Annotated in this window: 19 protein-coding genes, 1 rRNA gene and 1 other annotated feature; all 20 genes read left to right on the top strand. The window is 48.4% G+C overall.

What is annotated here, in order from left to right:
• Positions 1–110, top strand: a 5S ribosomal RNA gene (gene rrf, locus KNQ09_RS16970); the annotation flags it as partial.
• Between the two features lie 131 nt (positions 111–241).
• Positions 242–697: a CtsR family transcriptional regulator gene (locus KNQ09_RS16965; RefSeq protein ID WP_023466578.1), complete on the top strand. Its 456-nt coding sequence runs from the start codon at positions 242–244 to the stop codon at positions 695–697.
• Positions 698–722: 25 nt separating this feature from the next.
• A complete protein-coding gene (locus KNQ09_RS16960) occupies positions 723–1,151 on the top strand; it encodes a hypothetical protein (protein WP_029343073.1) in 429 nt (142 codons plus the stop codon).
• Positions 1,144–2,217, top strand: a complete 1,074-nt coding sequence (locus tag KNQ09_RS16955; RefSeq protein ID WP_023466586.1) for an ATP--guanido phosphotransferase — start codon at positions 1,144–1,146, stop codon at positions 2,215–2,217. The genes KNQ09_RS16960 and KNQ09_RS16955 overlap by 8 nt, the downstream gene beginning before the upstream one ends.
• On the top strand, positions 2,217–4,664 hold the full coding sequence (clpC, locus tag KNQ09_RS16950) for an ATP-dependent protease ATP-binding subunit ClpC (protein ID WP_023466588.1): 2,448 nt from the start codon (positions 2,217–2,219) through the stop codon (positions 4,662–4,664). Before KNQ09_RS16955 ends, clpC begins: the two co-directional genes overlap by 1 nt.
• A gap of 76 nt (positions 4,665–4,740) precedes the next feature.
• Entirely contained in the window at positions 4,741–6,117 is a 1,377-nt protein-coding gene (gene radA, locus KNQ09_RS16945; protein WP_029343076.1) for a DNA repair protein RadA, read from the top strand.
• A 127-nt stretch (positions 6,118–6,244) separates the two neighbouring features.
• Positions 6,245–7,330: a PIN/TRAM domain-containing protein gene (locus KNQ09_RS16940; RefSeq protein WP_023466590.1), complete on the top strand. Its 1,086-nt coding sequence runs from the start codon at positions 6,245–6,247 to the stop codon at positions 7,328–7,330.
• 132 nt (positions 7,331–7,462) lie between these two features.
• Positions 7,463–8,146, top strand: a complete 684-nt coding sequence (ispD, locus tag KNQ09_RS16935; RefSeq protein WP_214859118.1) for a 2-C-methyl-D-erythritol 4-phosphate cytidylyltransferase — start codon at positions 7,463–7,465, stop codon at positions 8,144–8,146.
• A 2-nt stretch (positions 8,147–8,148) separates the two neighbouring features.
• Positions 8,149–8,631 (top strand): 2-C-methyl-D-erythritol 2,4-cyclodiphosphate synthase, encoded by a 483-nt coding sequence (gene ispF / locus KNQ09_RS16930; RefSeq protein ID WP_029343079.1) that lies wholly within the window; start codon positions 8,149–8,151, stop codon positions 8,629–8,631.
• A gap of 43 nt (positions 8,632–8,674) precedes the next feature.
• Complete coding sequence (gene gltX / locus KNQ09_RS16925; RefSeq protein WP_023466595.1) at positions 8,675–10,123, top strand: glutamate--tRNA ligase; 1,449 nt, start codon at positions 8,675–8,677, stop codon at positions 10,121–10,123.
• Positions 10,123–10,341, top strand: a binding site (T-box leader). It overlaps the preceding gene by 1 nt.
• Positions 10,342–10,350: 9 nt before the next feature.
• A complete protein-coding gene (epsC, locus tag KNQ09_RS16920) occupies positions 10,351–11,070 on the top strand; it encodes a serine O-acetyltransferase EpsC (RefSeq protein WP_255343794.1) in 720 nt (239 codons plus the stop codon).
• Complete coding sequence (cysS, locus tag KNQ09_RS16915) at positions 11,024–12,421, top strand: cysteine--tRNA ligase (protein WP_214859117.1); 1,398 nt, start codon at positions 11,024–11,026, stop codon at positions 12,419–12,421. Before epsC ends, cysS begins: the two co-directional genes overlap by 47 nt.
• Complete coding sequence (locus tag KNQ09_RS16910) at positions 12,418–12,822, top strand: Mini-ribonuclease 3 (RefSeq protein ID WP_023466600.1); 405 nt, start codon at positions 12,418–12,420, stop codon at positions 12,820–12,822. The genes cysS and KNQ09_RS16910 overlap by 4 nt, the downstream gene beginning before the upstream one ends.
• A gap of 85 nt (positions 12,823–12,907) precedes the next feature.
• Complete coding sequence (rlmB, locus tag KNQ09_RS16905; protein WP_035399377.1) at positions 12,908–13,672, top strand: 23S rRNA (guanosine(2251)-2'-O)-methyltransferase RlmB; 765 nt, start codon at positions 12,908–12,910, stop codon at positions 13,670–13,672.
• On the top strand, positions 13,669–14,199 hold the full coding sequence (locus KNQ09_RS16900; RefSeq protein ID WP_050677145.1) for an NYN domain-containing protein: 531 nt from the start codon (positions 13,669–13,671) through the stop codon (positions 14,197–14,199). Before rlmB ends, KNQ09_RS16900 begins: the two co-directional genes overlap by 4 nt.
• A gap of 187 nt (positions 14,200–14,386) precedes the next feature.
• Entirely contained in the window at positions 14,387–15,028 is a 642-nt protein-coding gene (gene sigH / locus KNQ09_RS16895; protein ID WP_029343084.1) for an RNA polymerase sporulation sigma factor SigH, read from the top strand.
• A 155-nt stretch (positions 15,029–15,183) separates the two neighbouring features.
• The gene (rpmG, locus tag KNQ09_RS16890; RefSeq protein WP_023466603.1) at positions 15,184–15,330 is read left to right on the top strand and encodes a 50S ribosomal protein L33; all 147 of its coding nucleotides are present in this window, start codon (positions 15,184–15,186) and stop codon (positions 15,328–15,330) included.
• Positions 15,331–15,374: 44 nt separating this feature from the next.
• Complete coding sequence (gene secE / locus KNQ09_RS16885; protein WP_023466605.1) at positions 15,375–15,545, top strand: preprotein translocase subunit SecE; 171 nt, start codon at positions 15,375–15,377, stop codon at positions 15,543–15,545.
• Between the two features lie 19 nt (positions 15,546–15,564).
• Positions 15,565–16,116 (top strand): transcription termination/antitermination protein NusG, encoded by a 552-nt coding sequence (nusG, locus tag KNQ09_RS16880; RefSeq protein WP_023466607.1) that lies wholly within the window; start codon positions 15,565–15,567, stop codon positions 16,114–16,116.
• A 149-nt stretch (positions 16,117–16,265) separates the two neighbouring features.
• A complete protein-coding gene (gene rplK / locus KNQ09_RS16875; RefSeq protein ID WP_023466609.1) occupies positions 16,266–16,691 on the top strand; it encodes a 50S ribosomal protein L11 in 426 nt (141 codons plus the stop codon).
• Positions 16,692–16,800 lie beyond the last annotated feature (109 nt).

The following is a 16,800-nucleotide window of genomic DNA, read 5'->3' as shown; positions in this document are numbered from 1 at the left end:
GACGATAGCCAAGTGGTCACACCCGTTCCCATGCCGAACACGGAAGTTAAGCACTTGAACGCCGAAAGTAGTTGGGGGCTTCCCCCTGTGAGGATAGGACGTTGCCAGGCACTTGACCGATCTGCAGTTTGCAGTTCGGTCTTTTTGTGTTTTCTAAAAAGCCTTATCAGTTGCATTTCTTTTTTTAGATGATTACTATTAAATCAAACAATAGTCAAAGATGGTCAGAGAGGTGGTGCCAATGCAAAACATCACAGATATCATCGAAGCCTATTTAAAGCAAATTTTACACGACGAAAAGACGATTGAAATCAAACGTCAAGAAATTGCACAACGTTTTGACTGTGTTCCATCACAAATCAACTACGTCATTAATACTCGTTTTACGGTCGAGAAGGGCTATTTTGTTGAAAGTAAACGGGGTGGCGGTGGATACATTCGGATTCAAAAAATCGTTGTGCTCGATAGTCACGATCTATTAGACGAAGTCAGTTCATGGATTGGTGATCATTTGACGGAACAAGCTGCAGAAGATTATTTGATTCGTTTGATGAACGAACAATTACTGACGCGGCGGGAAGCTATTTTGATTCAATCGCTGTTGCAAAAAGAGAGTTTGCCAATGGCGGTCGAAGATCAACACCGGATGCGTGCCCACTTGATGCGGACGCTTCTTCAAACCATGAAGCGACTCTAGTCGTCGGACATTGGAGGAATGCATGATGCGTTGTCAACGATGTGGCGAACGAGAAGCAATCGTCCGTGTCAAACTTCCACAAGAATCGGAAACCGATGAGAAGTTCTTATGCTCGGTTTGTGTGCGGGAGTTAGCACGTGAATATCAAGGGACGGCGTGTCCGTCTTGCGGTATGACCCGTCAACAATTGCTTCATCTTCGTAAAGTCGGTTGCCCGACTTGTTATTCATTTTTTAAAGACGAAGTCGACGGCATGGTTCGTCAATTCCAACACGGTCATACGCAACATTATGGCTCACGGCCTGATGAGGAATCCGTTGAAAAACGATTGAACCAGCAGCTCAGTCGACTGAAAGAACAACTTAACCGCAAAATCTTAGCAGAAGATTATGAAGAAGCAGAAATCATAAAACAACAGATTGAGAGTGTCGAGGAGGATTTGCGTCATGTTTGAAGAGTTGCTCCAACACCCTTTAAGCGAATCGATGAATCAATCTTCTCCCTTTGACGACATCGTCGTTTCGACACGGATCCGGTTGGCGCGTAATACGACACGTTATCCGTTCTCAACGATGTTGTCAGAAGCACAAGCGAATGCGCTCATTGAAGAGACAGAACGCCAACTAAACGGGATGAAAGGGTTCCGGTTTGGTCGCGTCGATCAAGCAGATGTTCTGACGCGAACCGCTTTAGTAGAAAAGCATCTGATCAGTCCAGCGTTAGCCAGTCATCCGCGAACAGGACTCTTCATTAGTGAGGATGAACAGATCAGTGTCATGGTAAACGAAGAGGATCATTTCCGAATTCAGACGTTACTACCCGGACTTCAACTTGAAGAAGCGTTTCGGATCGCAAAACAAGTCGATCGCTTGATCAGTGAACGATTTAAAATTGCTTTTGATGATACGCTTGGTTATTTAACGACGTGTCCGAGTAACGTCGGAACAGGTCTTCGTGCTTCCGTGATGTTGCACTTACCGGGACTGGTCCTGACGAATCAGATTCAAGGCTATATTAAACACTTACGACAGCTCGGATTCGCGATTCGTGGGCGTTACGGCGAGGGAAGCGATGCCTCTGGTCGCATGTTCCAACTTTCGAACCAACGGACGCTTGGGGCAAGTGAGGATATGCTGATCACGGACTATCAATTTGCCGTCGAAGCATTAATTGAAGCAGAACAGGCAGCACGAAAAGGATTATTGGAGATGTATCAAGAAGAACTAGAGGACAGACTATATCGTTCCTACGGTATCCTGACATCAGCTCGACTGATTACAGCGCGGGAAGCAACGGAACGACTATCGGATGTTCGCTTAGCAGACAGTCTGGGACTAGAGGTCAATCTTCCTCCAAACCTTTTTCATCAACTGCTCGTTTCATTACAAACAGGTTTTCTACAAAAGCATTTCGGGAAACAATTAACATCTAGAGAACGGGACATCGAACGGGCGAAACGAATCCGGACGATGTTAACCGAACAGACAAACAGGGATCACACACAAGGAGGTTTTGCATAATGATGTTTGGACGATTCACAGAACGTGCACAACGTGTATTGGCACTTGCTCAAGAAGAGGCAGTACGGTTGGGGCACCACAATATCGGAACAGAACACATTTTACTCGGACTTGTACGTGAAGGAGACGGAATCGCTGCGAAAGCCTTAACAGCACTCGGTCTCAGTTCAGATAAAATTCAGATGGAAGTCGAAGCATTAATCGGTCGCGGACAAGATGGTGCAACGACGATTCACTATACACCACGTGCAAAAAAAGTCATCGAGTTATCAATGGATGAGGCACGTAAACTAGGTCACTCTTACGTTGGAACAGAACACCTCTTGCTCGGATTGATTCGAGAAGGAGAGGGCGTTGCTGCTCGTGTCTTGAATAACTTGGGTATCAGTCTTTCTAAAGCCCGTCAGCAAGTACTCCAGTTGCTCGGGAACAGCGAAACAACAGCAAACGCGTCGCAAGCAGGTTCAGGTGTCGCAACACCAACACTTGATGGTCTTGCTCGTGATTTGACACAACAAGCGCGCGAAACACGTCTTGATCCAGTTATCGGTCGTGCGAAAGAAATTCAACGCGTCATCGAAGTCTTGAGCCGCCGGACGAAGAATAACCCGGTCTTGATCGGGGAACCAGGGGTCGGTAAAACGGCTGTCGTCGAAGGTCTCGCTCAACAAATCATTAACAATGAAGTACCGGAGACGTTACGCAATAAACGTGTTATGGTACTCGACATGGGGACACTTGTCGCGGGTACGAAATACCGTGGTGAATTCGAAGATCGTTTGAAAAAGGTCATGGATGAGATTCGTCAAGCGGGGAACATCATTCTCTTCATTGATGAGTTGCATACATTGATCGGAGCGGGTGGAGCAGAAGGTGCGATCGATGCATCGAACATCCTTAAACCATCGCTCGCACGAGGCGAACTCCAGTGTATCGGAGCAACGACTCTTGATGAGTACCGGAAATACATCGAGAAAGATGCGGCACTCGAACGTCGTTTCCAACCGATCCAAGTCGCAGAGCCAACAACGGATGAAGCAACACAAATCCTATTTGGTCTTCGCGATCGTTATGAAGCACACCACCGTGTGACGATCACAGACGAAGCGATTCAAGAAGCCGTCACATTGTCAGATCGATACATTTCGGATCGTTTCCTTCCGGATAAAGCGATCGATTTGATTGATGAAGCAGCATCGAAAGTTCGGTTGCGTTCATACACAGCACCACCGAACTTAAAAGAAGTCGAAGCGAAACTCGAAGGCATCCGCAAGGACAAGGACGAAGCGGTCCAAAGCCAAGAGTTCGAAAAAGCAGCAAGCCTCCGCGATACGGAACAAAAATTACGCGATGAGCTTGAGCGTTTGAAAGAGGAATGGCAGAATAAACAAGGCAACGAAAAACTTGAAGTCACAAAAGATGACATCGCCCAAGTTGTTGCCAACTGGACAGGTGTACCGGTCACGAAGATCGCGGAAGAAGAGACGGATCGTCTCCTTCGCCTCGAAGAAATCCTTCACGATCGTGTCATCGGGCAAAATGAAGCCGTTAAATCAATTTCAAAAGCCATCCGTCGCGCACGTGCTGGACTCAAAGATCCAAAACGTCCGATTGGTTCGTTCATCTTCCTCGGTCCTACTGGGGTTGGTAAAACAGAACTCGCCCGTGCGGTTGCCGAAGCGATGTTCGGAGATGAGGATGCGATCATCCGGATCGACATGTCAGAGTACATGGAGAAACATGCAACGAGCCGTCTCGTCGGTTCACCTCCAGGATATGTCGGTTACGAAGAAGGCGGTCAATTGACGGAAAAAGTTCGTCGGAAACCATACTCGGTCATCTTACTTGATGAAATCGAGAAGGCGCACCCGGAAGTCTTCAACATTCTCTTGCAAGTACTTGATGATGGACGCTTAACAGACTCGAAAGGTCGGACGGTTGATTTCCGTAACACGATCATCGTCATGACATCGAACGTCGGTGCAAGTGCCCTTAAACGTAATAAATATGTCGGATTCGCTGTTTCTGAAGATACGGATCGCGAATACAAAGACATGAAAGATAAAGTCATGGAAGAACTCAAACGGGCGTTCCGTCCAGAGTTCTTGAACCGGATTGATGAAACGATCGTCTTCCACTCACTCGAGAAACAACACATCGAAGAGATCGTGAAGTTGATGGCGAAAACCCTTGAAAAACGTTTGGCTGAACAGGAAATTCATTTCGAATTGACACCAGCTGCCCTCTCGAAGATTGCCGATATCGGATACGATCCAGAGTACGGCGCACGTCCAATCCGTCGTGCCCTTCAACGGGAAGCGGAAGACCGGTTGTCAGAAGCATTGCTCGCAGGCGATATCCAAAAAGGAGAACGTGTTGCGCTTGATGTCGAAGAGAACGAATTCATCGTTCGCCGGAATCACGTGAGTTCTGCCGCAACGGAATAAGCACTGAGCACAGGGCCAGCTTTCGCACTTTCTGAGCGAAGCTGGTTCTTTTTTTGAAACAGAAAGGATGAATCGATTGGCTAAGTTAAAAACAAAATTCGTTTGTCAAAGCTGTGGAACCGAATCACCGAAATGGATGGGACGTTGTTCCGGGTGCGGAGAATGGAACACGATGGTCGAAGAAGTCGTCGAAGAGAAAAAAGGGCGGCGCGGTGCAGCTTTCGTTCATACGACAACAAAACAATTGAAGCCAGAGCGCCTCGCGAACATCGTCTCGCAAGAAGAGAGTCGCGTCTTTACCGGAAGTGGTGAATTCGACCGTGTTCTCGGAGGCGGTATCGTTCCAGGTTCGATGGTGCTTGTTGGAGGAGATCCGGGGATCGGGAAGTCGACGATCTTACTGCAGACGAGCGCACGTCTTGCCCAGCGCGGCGAAAAAGTGCTCTACATCTCAGGAGAAGAATCGCTCAAACAAACTAAATTGCGCGCGGAACGGCTTGGCTTACCGACACAGGATTTGTTCGTCCTTAGTGAGACGGATATGAACATGATTGAACGTGTCGTCGATGAAGAACAGCCACGTTTTTTAATCATCGACTCGATTCAAACCGTCTACATTGATGAAATCCAGTCTGCACCCGGGAGTGTGACACAGGTACGTGAATGTACGGCGATGCTGATGAAAATTGCGAAGAGTCGCGGGATTGCGATCTTCATCGTCGGTCACGTCACGAAACAGGGTTCGATTGCTGGACCACGTTTACTGGAGCACATGGTGGATGCCGTCTTGTATTTCGAAGGCGAACGTCATCATACGTTCCGGATTCTGCGTGCCGTCAAAAACCGATTTGGTTCAACGAATGAGATCGGAATTTTTGAGATGCGGGAGTCTGGTCTTGAAGAGGTCTTGAATCCATCAGAAATTTTCCTCGAGGAGCGGACGTCCGGTGTATCCGGTTCGACGATTGTCGCTTCCATGGAGGGGACACGGACCGTTCTTGTCGAACTGCAAGCACTGATTTCACCGACGTCATTCGGAAATCCAAGACGGATGGCGACCGGAATCGATCAAAACAAGGTAGCCTTATTGATGGCTGTGCTTGAGAAACGGTCGGGTCTTCTCCTTCAGACACAAGATGCGTACCTCAAGGCAGCCGGTGGTGTGAAGCTGGATGAACCGGCGATTGACTTGGCGGTTTGTGTCGCGATTGCTTCTAGTTTCCGTGACAAGCCGACGCGTCCGACGGATGTCGTGATTGGTGAAGTCGGATTGACAGGTGAGGTTCGCCGTGTATCGCGGATTGAACAACGTGTAGCAGAAGCAGCCAAACTCGGTTTCACGCGGGCGATCATTCCGAAAAACAACTTGGGTGGTTGGACGTATCCGGACGGAATTACGGTCGTCGGTGTCGAGAGTGTGGACGAAGCATTACGTGAAACGATTCCGTTTTAAGCTGGAATGACGCAAAAAATGGGGGAACTGTAATGGATATGTAAACAGTTTCCCCTCCTTCCGGCGTAGGTAGTTCAAATCAGTACATGTTACAATGAACTTAAAATAAGCAAAGGAGGTGAGAAGATTGAAAATCGTCATTCGGGTATTTTTTGCATTACTCGGACTTGCCCTCGGGATTTTGTTGCTTCCTCAGTTCTTCCAATTAATTGAAACGGCAACGAATACGACATTCCCTGCATGGTTGATGAGCGAATACGTAACTGGAACGATTGGTGCACTCATATTCTTATTAATTGGATTATTCATTACGGATTCGGTAATTCGACTTCTCCGATTTTTAGAAGAACGACTCGTCAAAGCCCCAGTAGCAGATCTCTTTTTTGGAACATTTGGTTTGTTGATTGGGTTGGTACTGGCCTTTCTCGTCAGTACATTGATTGATTTAGTAGGTATTCCTGTCCTCAGTAACGTCTTAACAATCTTCGTGACCGCGTTATTCGGATATCTTGGCTTTACGGTCGGATATCGTAAACGTCATGAATTGACGAAAATCTTCTTACGTAGCAACCAAAGTGAGAAAAAGGCGACGCCAGAAGTCGTCGTCCCAGTTAAATCAAACAGCAAGGTACTTGATACGAGCGTCATCATCGACGGACGAATTACGGATATCACAAAAACCGGCTTCGTCGAAGGAAAACTGATCGTCCCGCAATTCGTCATCGGTGAGTTGCAATACATCGCCGATTCTTCGGATACGTTGAAACGAAACCGTGGACGTCGTGGACTCGATGTCTTAAAAGAGTTACAAGAGATTCCTGGAGTCGAAGTCGAAATTTATGATGGCGATTTCGAGGATGTACCGGAAGTCGATATTAAGCTGATCAAACTCGCGGAACTCGTCAAAGGGATCGTCGTCACGAACGACTATAACTTGAACAAAGTCTGTGAAGTCCGACATGTTCCTGTCCTCAACATCAATGATCTGGCGAATGCCGTCAAACAAGTCGTCATTCCAGGAGAAGAGATGACCGTCCTTGTCATCAAGGAAGGAAAAGAACAAAAACAGGGTATCGCCTATCTCGAAGATGGGACGATGGTCGTTGTTGAAGGAGGCAAACACCTCATTTCTAAAACAATTGGCGTTGTCGTCACGAGTGTCTTGCAGACGTCAGCTGGACGAATGATTTTTGCGAAACCACAAGAAAAATGAGACACTATGCCTAGAGAGACATCGAGAGGCATTCGGATAGACCCCGCAACGGATTCGATTTCATGATCGAGTCCGTTTTCGGTGTGATGGAATGGATCACGATGATCAGTGAGAGAGAAAAGAGGGAATGGGATGTCTACAGCCACATATCGCGTCGTCATCCCCGCTGCCGGTGCCGGTAAGCGGATGGGCGCAGATCGTAATAAATTAATGCTTGAACTAAGAGAACGTCCAATCATCGCTTGGACACTGGATGTCTTCGAGGCAGATCCGGCATGTACGGAAATCATCCTTGCGATCAATCCACTAGAACAGGAATGGTTTACAAGTCTTATCGCGTCTTATAAGACATCGATTAGACTTGTCGCGGGTGGTACCGAACGTCAGGAAAGTGTGCTCCGTGGTCTTGAAGCGTTAAAAGGCGAAGGAATCGTTCTGATCCATGATGGGGCCCGACCGTTTATTTCACAAGCAGCGATTCATGCAGTCGTCCAGGCGGCAGCTTTGGATCAAGCAGCGATTCTTGCCGTGCCGATTAAAGACACGGTCAAACGGGTTGAAGCGAACCATATCAGCGAGACCGTCCCGCGGGAACACCTGATGGCAGCGCAGACACCACAAGCGTTTGATCTTGCGACGATTCGCACGGTTCACGAAAAAGCGGCAACGAAATACCTAGGAACCGATGATGCAAGTTTGATAGAATGGGACGGAGGAAAAGTAACGATCGTTCACGGTCACTACGAAAATATCAAGATGACGACACCGGACGATTTGTGGTTCGGTGAAGCGATTCTAATGAAACGAGGGAAATGACGATGATTCGAATTGGACAAGGTTTTGATGTACATGCCTTTGCAGAGGATCGGAAATTGATTTTAGGCGGCATCGAGATTCCGCACACGAAAGGATTGCTCGGTCACTCGGATGCAGACGTCTTGTTACATACGATTGCCGACGCGGCACTTGGTGCAATCGCAGCAGGGGATATCGGAAAACATTTTCCGGATACGGATCCGGAATTCAAGGATGCCGATTCAGCAAAATTGCTGCAACATGTCTACGCGCTCGTTAAACAACAAGGGTATGAGCTTGGCAACCTAGATGCGACAGTCATCGCACAGGCACCAAAGCTTCGTCCGTACATCGACACGATGCGTGCGCGAATCGCGGAATTACTCGAAGCGGACATTGAACAGATCAATGTCAAGGCAACGACGACGGAATGGTTAGGTTTTACGGGACGAGAAGAGGGAATCGCTTGTCAAGCAGTGATTCTACTGAAACGAATCGAAGAATAAGGTATACTAGATAAGCGAATTTTAGTCGAAGGAGTGATTGGCAATGGCAGAAGTACGAGTACGTTATGCCCCAAGTCCAACAGGACACTTGCATATCGGGAATGCCCGGACTGCATTATTTAACTATCTCTTTGCGCGCCACTTAGGCGGTAAGATGGTATTACGAATCGAGGATACGGACCAAAAGCGGAACATCGCAGGTGGTGTCGAGAGTCAAATGAAGAACCTCGAGTGGCTCGGTGTCGATTGGGACGAAGGTCCAGGTCGCGGTGGCGAGTACGGTCCTTATTCACAAATGGAGCGTCTCGATATCTATCAAAAGTACACGGATGAGTTACTTGAAAAAGGACTTGCTTACCGTTGCTACATGACATCGGAAGAGCTCGAAGCAGAACGCGAAGCACAAATCGCACGTGGAGAAGCACCGCGTTATTCAGGAGCACACCGTAACCTGACAGCAGAACAAGAAGAAGCGTTCCGCGCAGAAGGTCGCACGCCGTCCATTCGGATCCGTGTACCGGAAGATGTCACGTATACATGGAATGATATCGTTAAAGACGATGTCTCATTCGAATCAAAAGATTTCGGTGACTGGGTCATCGTCAAAAAAGACGGCATTCCGACGTATAACTTTGCCGTCGTCATCGACGATCACTTGATGGCGATCAGCCATGTTCTTCGTGGGGATGATCATATTTCGAACACACCGAAACAGATGATGATCTATGATGCGTTCGGTTGGGAATACCCGACGTTCGGTCACATGACATTGATCGTCAACGAATCACACAAGAAACTCTCGAAACGTGATCACTCGATCATTCAGTATATCGAGCAGTATAAAGAGCTCGGTTATCTCCCGGAAGCATTGCTCAACTTCATCACGCTTCTCGGTTGGTCACCAGTCGGCGAACAAGAGATCTTCACGAAAGAAGAGTTCATCGAAATCTTTGACGCGGATCGTCTCTCGAAGAGTCCAGCTGTCTTTGACCAAAACAAATTGGCTTGGATCAATAGCCAGTACATGAAACATCAATCGTTCGAAGAAGTATTCGAAGCAAGTCTTCCGTTCCTACAAGAAGCAGGTCGCGTCGAAGCGTCACCTTCAGAAGAAGAGCTCGCTTGGGCACGTGATCTTGTCGCGTTATACCGCGAACAGATGACGCATGGCGCGGAAATCGTCAAGCTTTCAGAGATGTTCTTTGAGGACGAAGTGGTGTATGATGAAGAGGCAAACACTGTCTTGAGTGGCGAGACGGTTCCGACTGTACTTGCAGAATTCGCGAACCAGTTACGTGCTCTCGAAGAGTGGACACCAGAAGCAATTAAAGCATCGATCAAAGCGACGCAAAAAGCGACTGGTCAAAAAGGAAAGAATTTATTCATGCCAATTCGTGTCGCGACGACAGGACAGACGCATGGTCCAGAACTCCCGAACACGATTCAATTACTAGGAAAAGACCGTGTGCTTGCACGGCTTGAAGCAGAATAACGAAAGCGTAGACGAGGAAAGTAACGATGCGTCTTCTTCTCCAGAGACAAGCTCGAATGGTGCGAGGGCTTGAAGAAGCGAATCATGAAATGCCCCTCTGAGTGCTGCCCGAAATCCGTGAGAGTAGGCGCAGACGTATCTCCGGCGTTAACGGACGTCGAGAGGGACGAGTCAATCGTCCAAACAGAGTGGGACCGCGCTTCGTTAGCGTCTCTGTGCAGCAATGCATAGAGGCGCTTTTTCTTATGGAGAGGAGAACGTATATGACACGGATACGAGAAGATATCCGCAATGTGTTTGAGCAAGATCCAGCTGCCCGCAGCACGTTAGAAGTCATTTTGACATACCCGGGCTTACATGCGATTTGGATGCATCGTCTGGCCCATCGACTCTGGAACGCAAAGTTCCGCTTACTCGGTCGATTAATTTCGCAGTTCAGTCGCTTTTTGACAGGCATCGAGATTCATCCAGGAGCGACGATCGGACGCCGGTTCTTTATTGACCACGGGATGGGTGTCGTCATTGGTGAGACGACGATCATTGGTGATGACGTCACGTTGTTTCAAGGCGTGACACTCGGCGGAACGGGGAAAGAAACAGGAAAGCGTCATCCGACGATTGAAGACGGCGTACTTGTCTCTGCCGGTGCCCGTGTCCTTGGTGATATCACGATTGGGGCATACTCAAAAATCGGTGCCAGTTCTGTCGTCTTAAAACACGTTCCTCCCAATGCGACCGTCGTCGGCATTCCGGGACGTGTCGTCATTCAAGACGGCATGAAGGTCGAAGCACCACTTGATCATCGTTTCCCGGATCCGGTCAGCGAATGCCAAGAGCGGATTGAAATGGAACTAGAAGTATTAAAACAAGAAATTGAACGGATTAAAGGAGGGCGACGTCATGATTCAACTGTACAACAGCATGACCGGAAAAAAGGAACCATTTAAACCATTAGAAGAAGGAAAGGTCAAGATGTATGTCTGTGGCCCGACTGTTTACAACTACATTCATATCGGGAACGCACGTCCAGCCATCGTCTTCGATACGGTCCGCCGCTACTTCACATACCGCGGATATGAAGTCAAATATGTCTCGAACTTCACGGACGTCGACGATAAGATCATCCGGACAGCGAACGAACTCGGAGAAGACTATCATGCGTTGACGAAACGTTTCATCGAGGCGTATCACGCGGACACGGGCGCCTTGAATGTCCAAAAAGCGGACATCCATCCGCTCGTCACGGAAACGATGGACGATATCATCGCCTTCATCGAAGTCCTCGTCGAAAAAGGTAATGCCTACGCATCGAGCGGAGATGTCTACTTCCGGACGCGTAGCTTCGATGATTATGGACAATTGAGCCAACAGTCGATTGATGAATTGCGCGCAGGCGCACGAATTGAAGTTGGAGAGAAAAAAGAAGATCCACTTGATTTCGTGCTCTGGAAAGCAGCAAAACCAGGGGAGCCGGCATGGACGAGTCCATGGGGCGAAGGACGACCAGGCTGGCACATCGAGTGCTCGGCGATGGCGAAGAAATATCTCGGGGAGACGATCGATATCCATGCTGGCGGACAAGACTTGAAGTTCCCGCACCATGAGAATGAGATCGCCCAGTCGGAAGCATGCAACTCACAGAAATTCGCGAACTACTGGATGCATAACGGGTTCTTGAACATCGAAAACGAGAAGATGTCGAAGTCGCTCGGTAACTTCTTGACGGTCCATGAAGCGATCCAAGCGGTTGATCCGATGGTGTTACGTTTCTTCATGTTATCGGTTCAGTATCGTCACCCGATCAACTACAGTCGTGAACTGATCGATCAAGCAGCGAATGGTCTCGCACGGATTCGGGAATCGGTCGCAAACATCGAACACCGCCTTGAAATGACGGCCGATCTCGGAACAGGTGACGAGAAGTGGTTGAATCGTCTAGCGGCGATCAAGGAACATTTCATCACATCGATGGATGATGATTTCAATACAGCGAACGCTGTGACGGATTTATTCGATCTCTCGAAAGAAGCCAACTTGTACCTTGGAGAAGCACATGTGTCGAAACTGGTGCTCGAACAGTTCCTCGCACTCTTCTCGGAATTATCAGATGTCCTCGGTGTCACGTTGACAGTCGACAAAGGCTTACTCGATGAAGAAGTCGAACAGTTGATCGAAGAGCGGAACACAGCCCGTCAAAATCGTGACTTCGCACGAGCGGACGCAATCCGCGATCAGCTACGTGATCAAGGGATCTTGCTGGAAGACACAGCGCAAGGGATGCGGTGGAAGCGCGGATGAAGAATTACAAACAACTGAATGCACTCGCGTTAGCGTACATGGGCGATGTCGTCTATGAGATTCGTGTGCGGGAGCGATTGCTCGAACAAGGTTATGTGAAGCCGGGCGAGTTGCATAAAGCAGCTGTCCGGTACGTTCGGGCTCAAGCACAAGCGACGGTCGTGACGCACTGGTTGAACACGGATGCGCTGACGGAAGAAGAAGCAGCGGTCGTTCGGCGCGGAAAGAACGCGAAATCCGGTTCTGTTCCGAAGAGCACGGACGTCCACACGTATCGCTACGCGACAGCATTTGAAGCATTGCTCGGTTATATTTATCTTTCAGAAGGAGGGGATCGCCTTGAAGAACTCATCGGACAAGCGTTCGAACTACTCGAAGCCGAAAAAACAGACGAATCCTAAGGCTACCGGTGCGAAGCCGAAAACGAAGGCACAGCGCCCAGTACAAGAGAAACGAAAAGCCGCTCCAGTCAAGGAACAGCCCGTCGTGATCGAACCACTCGAAGAAGGACAAGATTTCTTGTCAGGTCGTAATCCGGTCCTAGAGGCATTGCGGAGTGGACGAGAGATGAACAAGCTGTTCTTGCAGGAAGGACAACAAAAAGGACCGCTCGCCGTCATCCATGCGATGGCGCAGGAAGCGGGCATTCAAATCCAGCTCGTCCCGCGTTCGCGGTTAACCGGTTTAGCTGGAACGGAAAATCACCAAGGTGTCGTCGCAGCGGTTGCTGCGTATGAATACGCCGAGATGGAAGACATCTTCGAGCTTGCACGTCAAAAGGATGAAACACCGCTCTTGATCATGCTTGATGAGCTCGAGGATCCACATAACCTCGGATCAATCTTGCGGACAGCAGATGCTGTCGGAGCACACGGAATCATCATTCCGAAGCGTCGCTCAGTCGGGTTGACGCAAGTCGTCGCCAAGGCATCAACGGGCGCGATCGAACATATCCCGGTCGTTCGTGTGACGAACCTCGCTCGGACGATGGAGGATCTAAAGAAACAAGGCATCTGGTTCGTCGGAACGGATGCACGTGAAAGTGACGACTACCGGACACTCGATGGTACGATGCCGCTCGGAATCGTCATTGGAAGTGAAGGAAAAGGAATGAGCCGGCTCGTCCGTGAGAAATGTGACTTCCTCGTCCACCTCCCGATGGCAGGACATGTCACGTCGCTCAACGCATCGGTCGCGGCTTCGCTATTATTATATGAAGTCTACCGGACTAGAAAGCCGTATGCGCGATGAAATATGATCGCCTCATCGTAGATGGCTACAATATCATTGGCGCATGGCCAGAATTTCGGACGTTGCGGGAGCAAGACTTTGAATTAGCACGGGAACGGTTGATTCATGCGATGGCGGAGTACCAAGCCGTCACAGGGATCAGCGTTACGATCGTCTTTGATGCCTATCTGCAACCAGGGCGTGAGTCTCGGATGCTAAAAAGCGGAATCGATATCGTCTATACACGAGAAAACGAGACGGCGGACGAGTGGATTGAGAAAACCGCCGCTGACTGGCTGCAGGATATCCGGGTCAAGCTGACGGTAGCGACGAACGACTACACGGAGCAATGGGTCATCTTCACGCTTGGAGCACTCCGTATATCAGCGCAGGAACTCCGGCGTGAGTGGAAAGCAGCAGTTGCCGTCATCAAGCAACAAACGACGTCTGCGAAGACGACGGCTCAACCGCGCTCGAAGATTGATTTACCGGAAGATGTCGTCGCGCGCCTCGAAGCGATTCGTCGACGAAAGAATTCAGATACATGATATGAACCATTCGTATGAGCAATCCGCCGTTCTCCTTCATTCGAGAGCGGTGGATTTTTTTGTAGAAAAGATACATTTTGGATACAACAAAAGAGGTCATGCCAATTTTCATTGTCGTGCGACAGGTAATTATTGTATAATTAAAAACAATTGAACTATTCGTCAATGATGCTTGGAGGGATACAGGATGAGTTTGGTTTCGTTCGACCAGTTTGAGTGCATGACCGATGAAGCGCTTGTAGAACAAGCGAAAGAGTTCGATAACAGCGATGCGCTCGAATTTTTGATCGAGCGGTATCGAAATTTCGTACGTGCCAAAGCCCGTTCTTACTTTTTGATTGGGGCAGACCGGGAAGACATCATTCAAGAAGGAATGATCGGTCTCTATAAGGCGGTACGGGATTACCGAACGGATAAGCTCGCCTCGTTTAAAGGATTTGCCGAATTATGCATCACGCGACAGATGATCACTGCGATCAAGACGGCGACACGTCAGAAACATATCCCGTTGAACTCGTACATCTCGCTCGATAAACCGATCTATGACGATGAATCGGAGCGGACGTTACTTGATATCATCACGTCGACAGCACCTTCTGATCCACAAATCTTGATCATCAACCGGGAAGAATACGCAGACATCGAATCGAAGATGGATGAGATTCTGAGCGACCTCGAACGGAAGGTCCTCGCGCTCTATCTCGACGGACGGACGTACCAGGAAATCTCTGACGACCTCGATCGTCACGTCAAATCGATCGACAATGCCTTGCAACGTGTCAAGCGCAAGCTTGAGCGATATCTTGAAGCACGAAAGATGACGGTCTAACAGAGAGGTAGATTGACCGTAATCCCTTCCTATGCTACTGTATAACTAGCGCCTTACTAGCGAGACGCCGCTCATAGGCGTTTTTTTTTACGCTCTTTTTCGGAAGGAAAGTACCTTAACAGAAGAGAAGAGTGGCAAAGAAGGAGGACTTTGAGATGGCGAAGAAAGTAGGCCTTGCTTGTGATAATTGCGGTGCCCGCGACTATACGACGATGAAAAAAGAGGACGTCACTGTCCGCTTGGAATTGAAGAAATTCTGCCGTCGTTGTAACGCGCATACGATTCATAAAGAAGCGAAATAAGGCTTCATCTGTCCCGATTTATTACATCCTGGAGGGAAAGTACGATGAAATTTTTGCGTGACGTATGGAATGAATTGAAAAAGACGAGCTGGCCAAAACGGAAAGAGCTGACGAAATACACATTGACGGTCATCGGTATGGTGATCTTCATGGGTGTCTTCATCTTCGGCGTCGATTCAGGGCTTAGCGCATTGATGAGCTGGTTGATTAAGTAAAAAGAAGAGGTGGCCTACCATGGAGAAACAATGGTTTGTCGTCCAAACGTATTCCGGATTCGAAAACAACGTCAAGGCGAACCTTGAACGTCGGATTGAATCCATGAACATGGACGAAAAAATCTTCCGTGTACTCGTTCCGATTGAAACGGTACAAGAAGAAGTAACGAACAAAAAGGGAGAAACGAAAATCAAGGAACGTGAAGTCAAGATCTTCCCGGGGTATGTCCTCGTCGAGATGGTCATGACGGATGATTCTTGGTATGTCGTCCGGAATACTCCGAACGTCACGGGCTTCCTCGGATCAGTCGGCGGCGGTTCAAAACCGACACCGCTCCTTCCGGAAGAAGCAGAAAACATCCTTGGATCAATGGGTCTCGTCGATCTGAAGAGCCGTTACGACTTCTCACTCGGACAAATCGTCCGAATCAAAGAAGGAGCTTTCGAAAATCTCGAAGGTACGATCGAGGAGCTTGATACAGATGCTGAGAAAATGAAAGTCTCTGTTGATATGTTCGGTCGCGAAACGAAGGTCGAGCTTGATTTCGCACAGGTCGATAAAATCGATTAAGTTTCCTATTGCGAATGTTTTGTTTTAATGATACAATTTTTCGTGTTTGATGTTGTGCTTATTTCGATAAATAACTCGTCGAATAGAATGAGTGGGAGGACGCGCAACGTCCAATTAAACCACATTAAAGAATTAAGGAGGTGTGTCTCGTGGCGAAGAAGGTTATGAAACTCGTAAAACTTCAAATTCCTGCGGGCAAAGCAAACCCAGCTCCACCAGTTGGACCGGCACTCGGTCAAGCAGGTGTGAACATCATGGGCTTCTGTAAAGAGTTCAACGCTCGTACACAAGACCAAGCCGGCTTGATTATCCCTGTAGTCATCACGGTTTTTGAAGATCGTTCATTCACATTCATCACTAAAACTCCTCCAGCAGCAGTTCTCTTGAAGAAAGCAGCTGGAATTGAGAGTGGTTCAGGTGAACCGAACCGTAAGAAAGTAGCGACTGTCAAACGTGACAAAGTTCGTGAAATCGCTGAAACAAAAATGCCAGACCTTAACGCATCATCTGTTGAAACAGCAATGTTGATGGTTGAAGGTACTGCACGTTCTATGGGTATCGTAATCGAAGACTAATGTCTTTTTGATTACCATGAACAACGATGAGGGTCGCAGGCGGATAGTTTCTTGAAGCCTGCTACCCTTTCATTATGTGGGAGGATTTTCCGCACAACCACAAAGGAGG

The organism is Exiguobacterium sp. s191, from assembly GCF_018618955.1.
Classification (GTDB): Bacteria; Bacillota; Bacilli; order Exiguobacteriales; family Exiguobacteriaceae; genus Exiguobacterium_A; species Exiguobacterium_A abrahamii.
This window is presented reverse-complemented; position numbering and strand designations above follow the sequence as displayed.

Coding starts and splice junctions, on each gene's coding strand:
- rpmG (WP_023466603.1), top strand. CDS start 15,184: ATGGCGAAGAAAGTAGGCCTTGCTTGTGATAATTGCGGTGCCCGCGAC.
- gltX (WP_023466595.1), top strand. CDS start 8,675: ATGGCAGAAGTACGAGTACGTTATGCCCCAAGTCCAACAGGACACTTG.
- clpC (WP_023466588.1), top strand. CDS start 2,217: ATGATGTTTGGACGATTCACAGAACGTGCACAACGTGTATTGGCACTT.
- ispF (WP_029343079.1), top strand. CDS start 8,149: ATGATTCGAATTGGACAAGGTTTTGATGTACATGCCTTTGCAGAGGAT.
- KNQ09_RS16910 (WP_023466600.1), top strand. CDS start 12,418: ATGAAGAATTACAAACAACTGAATGCACTCGCGTTAGCGTACATGGGC.
- KNQ09_RS16960 (WP_029343073.1), top strand. CDS start 723: ATGCGTTGTCAACGATGTGGCGAACGAGAAGCAATCGTCCGTGTCAAA.
- KNQ09_RS16955 (WP_023466586.1), top strand. CDS start 1,144: ATGTTTGAAGAGTTGCTCCAACACCCTTTAAGCGAATCGATGAATCAA.
- sigH (WP_029343084.1), top strand. CDS start 14,387: ATGAGTTTGGTTTCGTTCGACCAGTTTGAGTGCATGACCGATGAAGCG.
- KNQ09_RS16900 (WP_050677145.1), top strand. CDS start 13,669: ATGAAATATGATCGCCTCATCGTAGATGGCTACAATATCATTGGCGCA.
- ispD (WP_214859118.1), top strand. CDS start 7,463: ATGTCTACAGCCACATATCGCGTCGTCATCCCCGCTGCCGGTGCCGGT.
- cysS (WP_214859117.1), top strand. CDS start 11,024: ATGATTCAACTGTACAACAGCATGACCGGAAAAAAGGAACCATTTAAA.
- nusG (WP_023466607.1), top strand. CDS start 15,565: ATGGAGAAACAATGGTTTGTCGTCCAAACGTATTCCGGATTCGAAAAC.
- KNQ09_RS16965 (WP_023466578.1), top strand. CDS start 242: ATGCAAAACATCACAGATATCATCGAAGCCTATTTAAAGCAAATTTTA.
- secE (WP_023466605.1), top strand. CDS start 15,375: ATGAAATTTTTGCGTGACGTATGGAATGAATTGAAAAAGACGAGCTGG.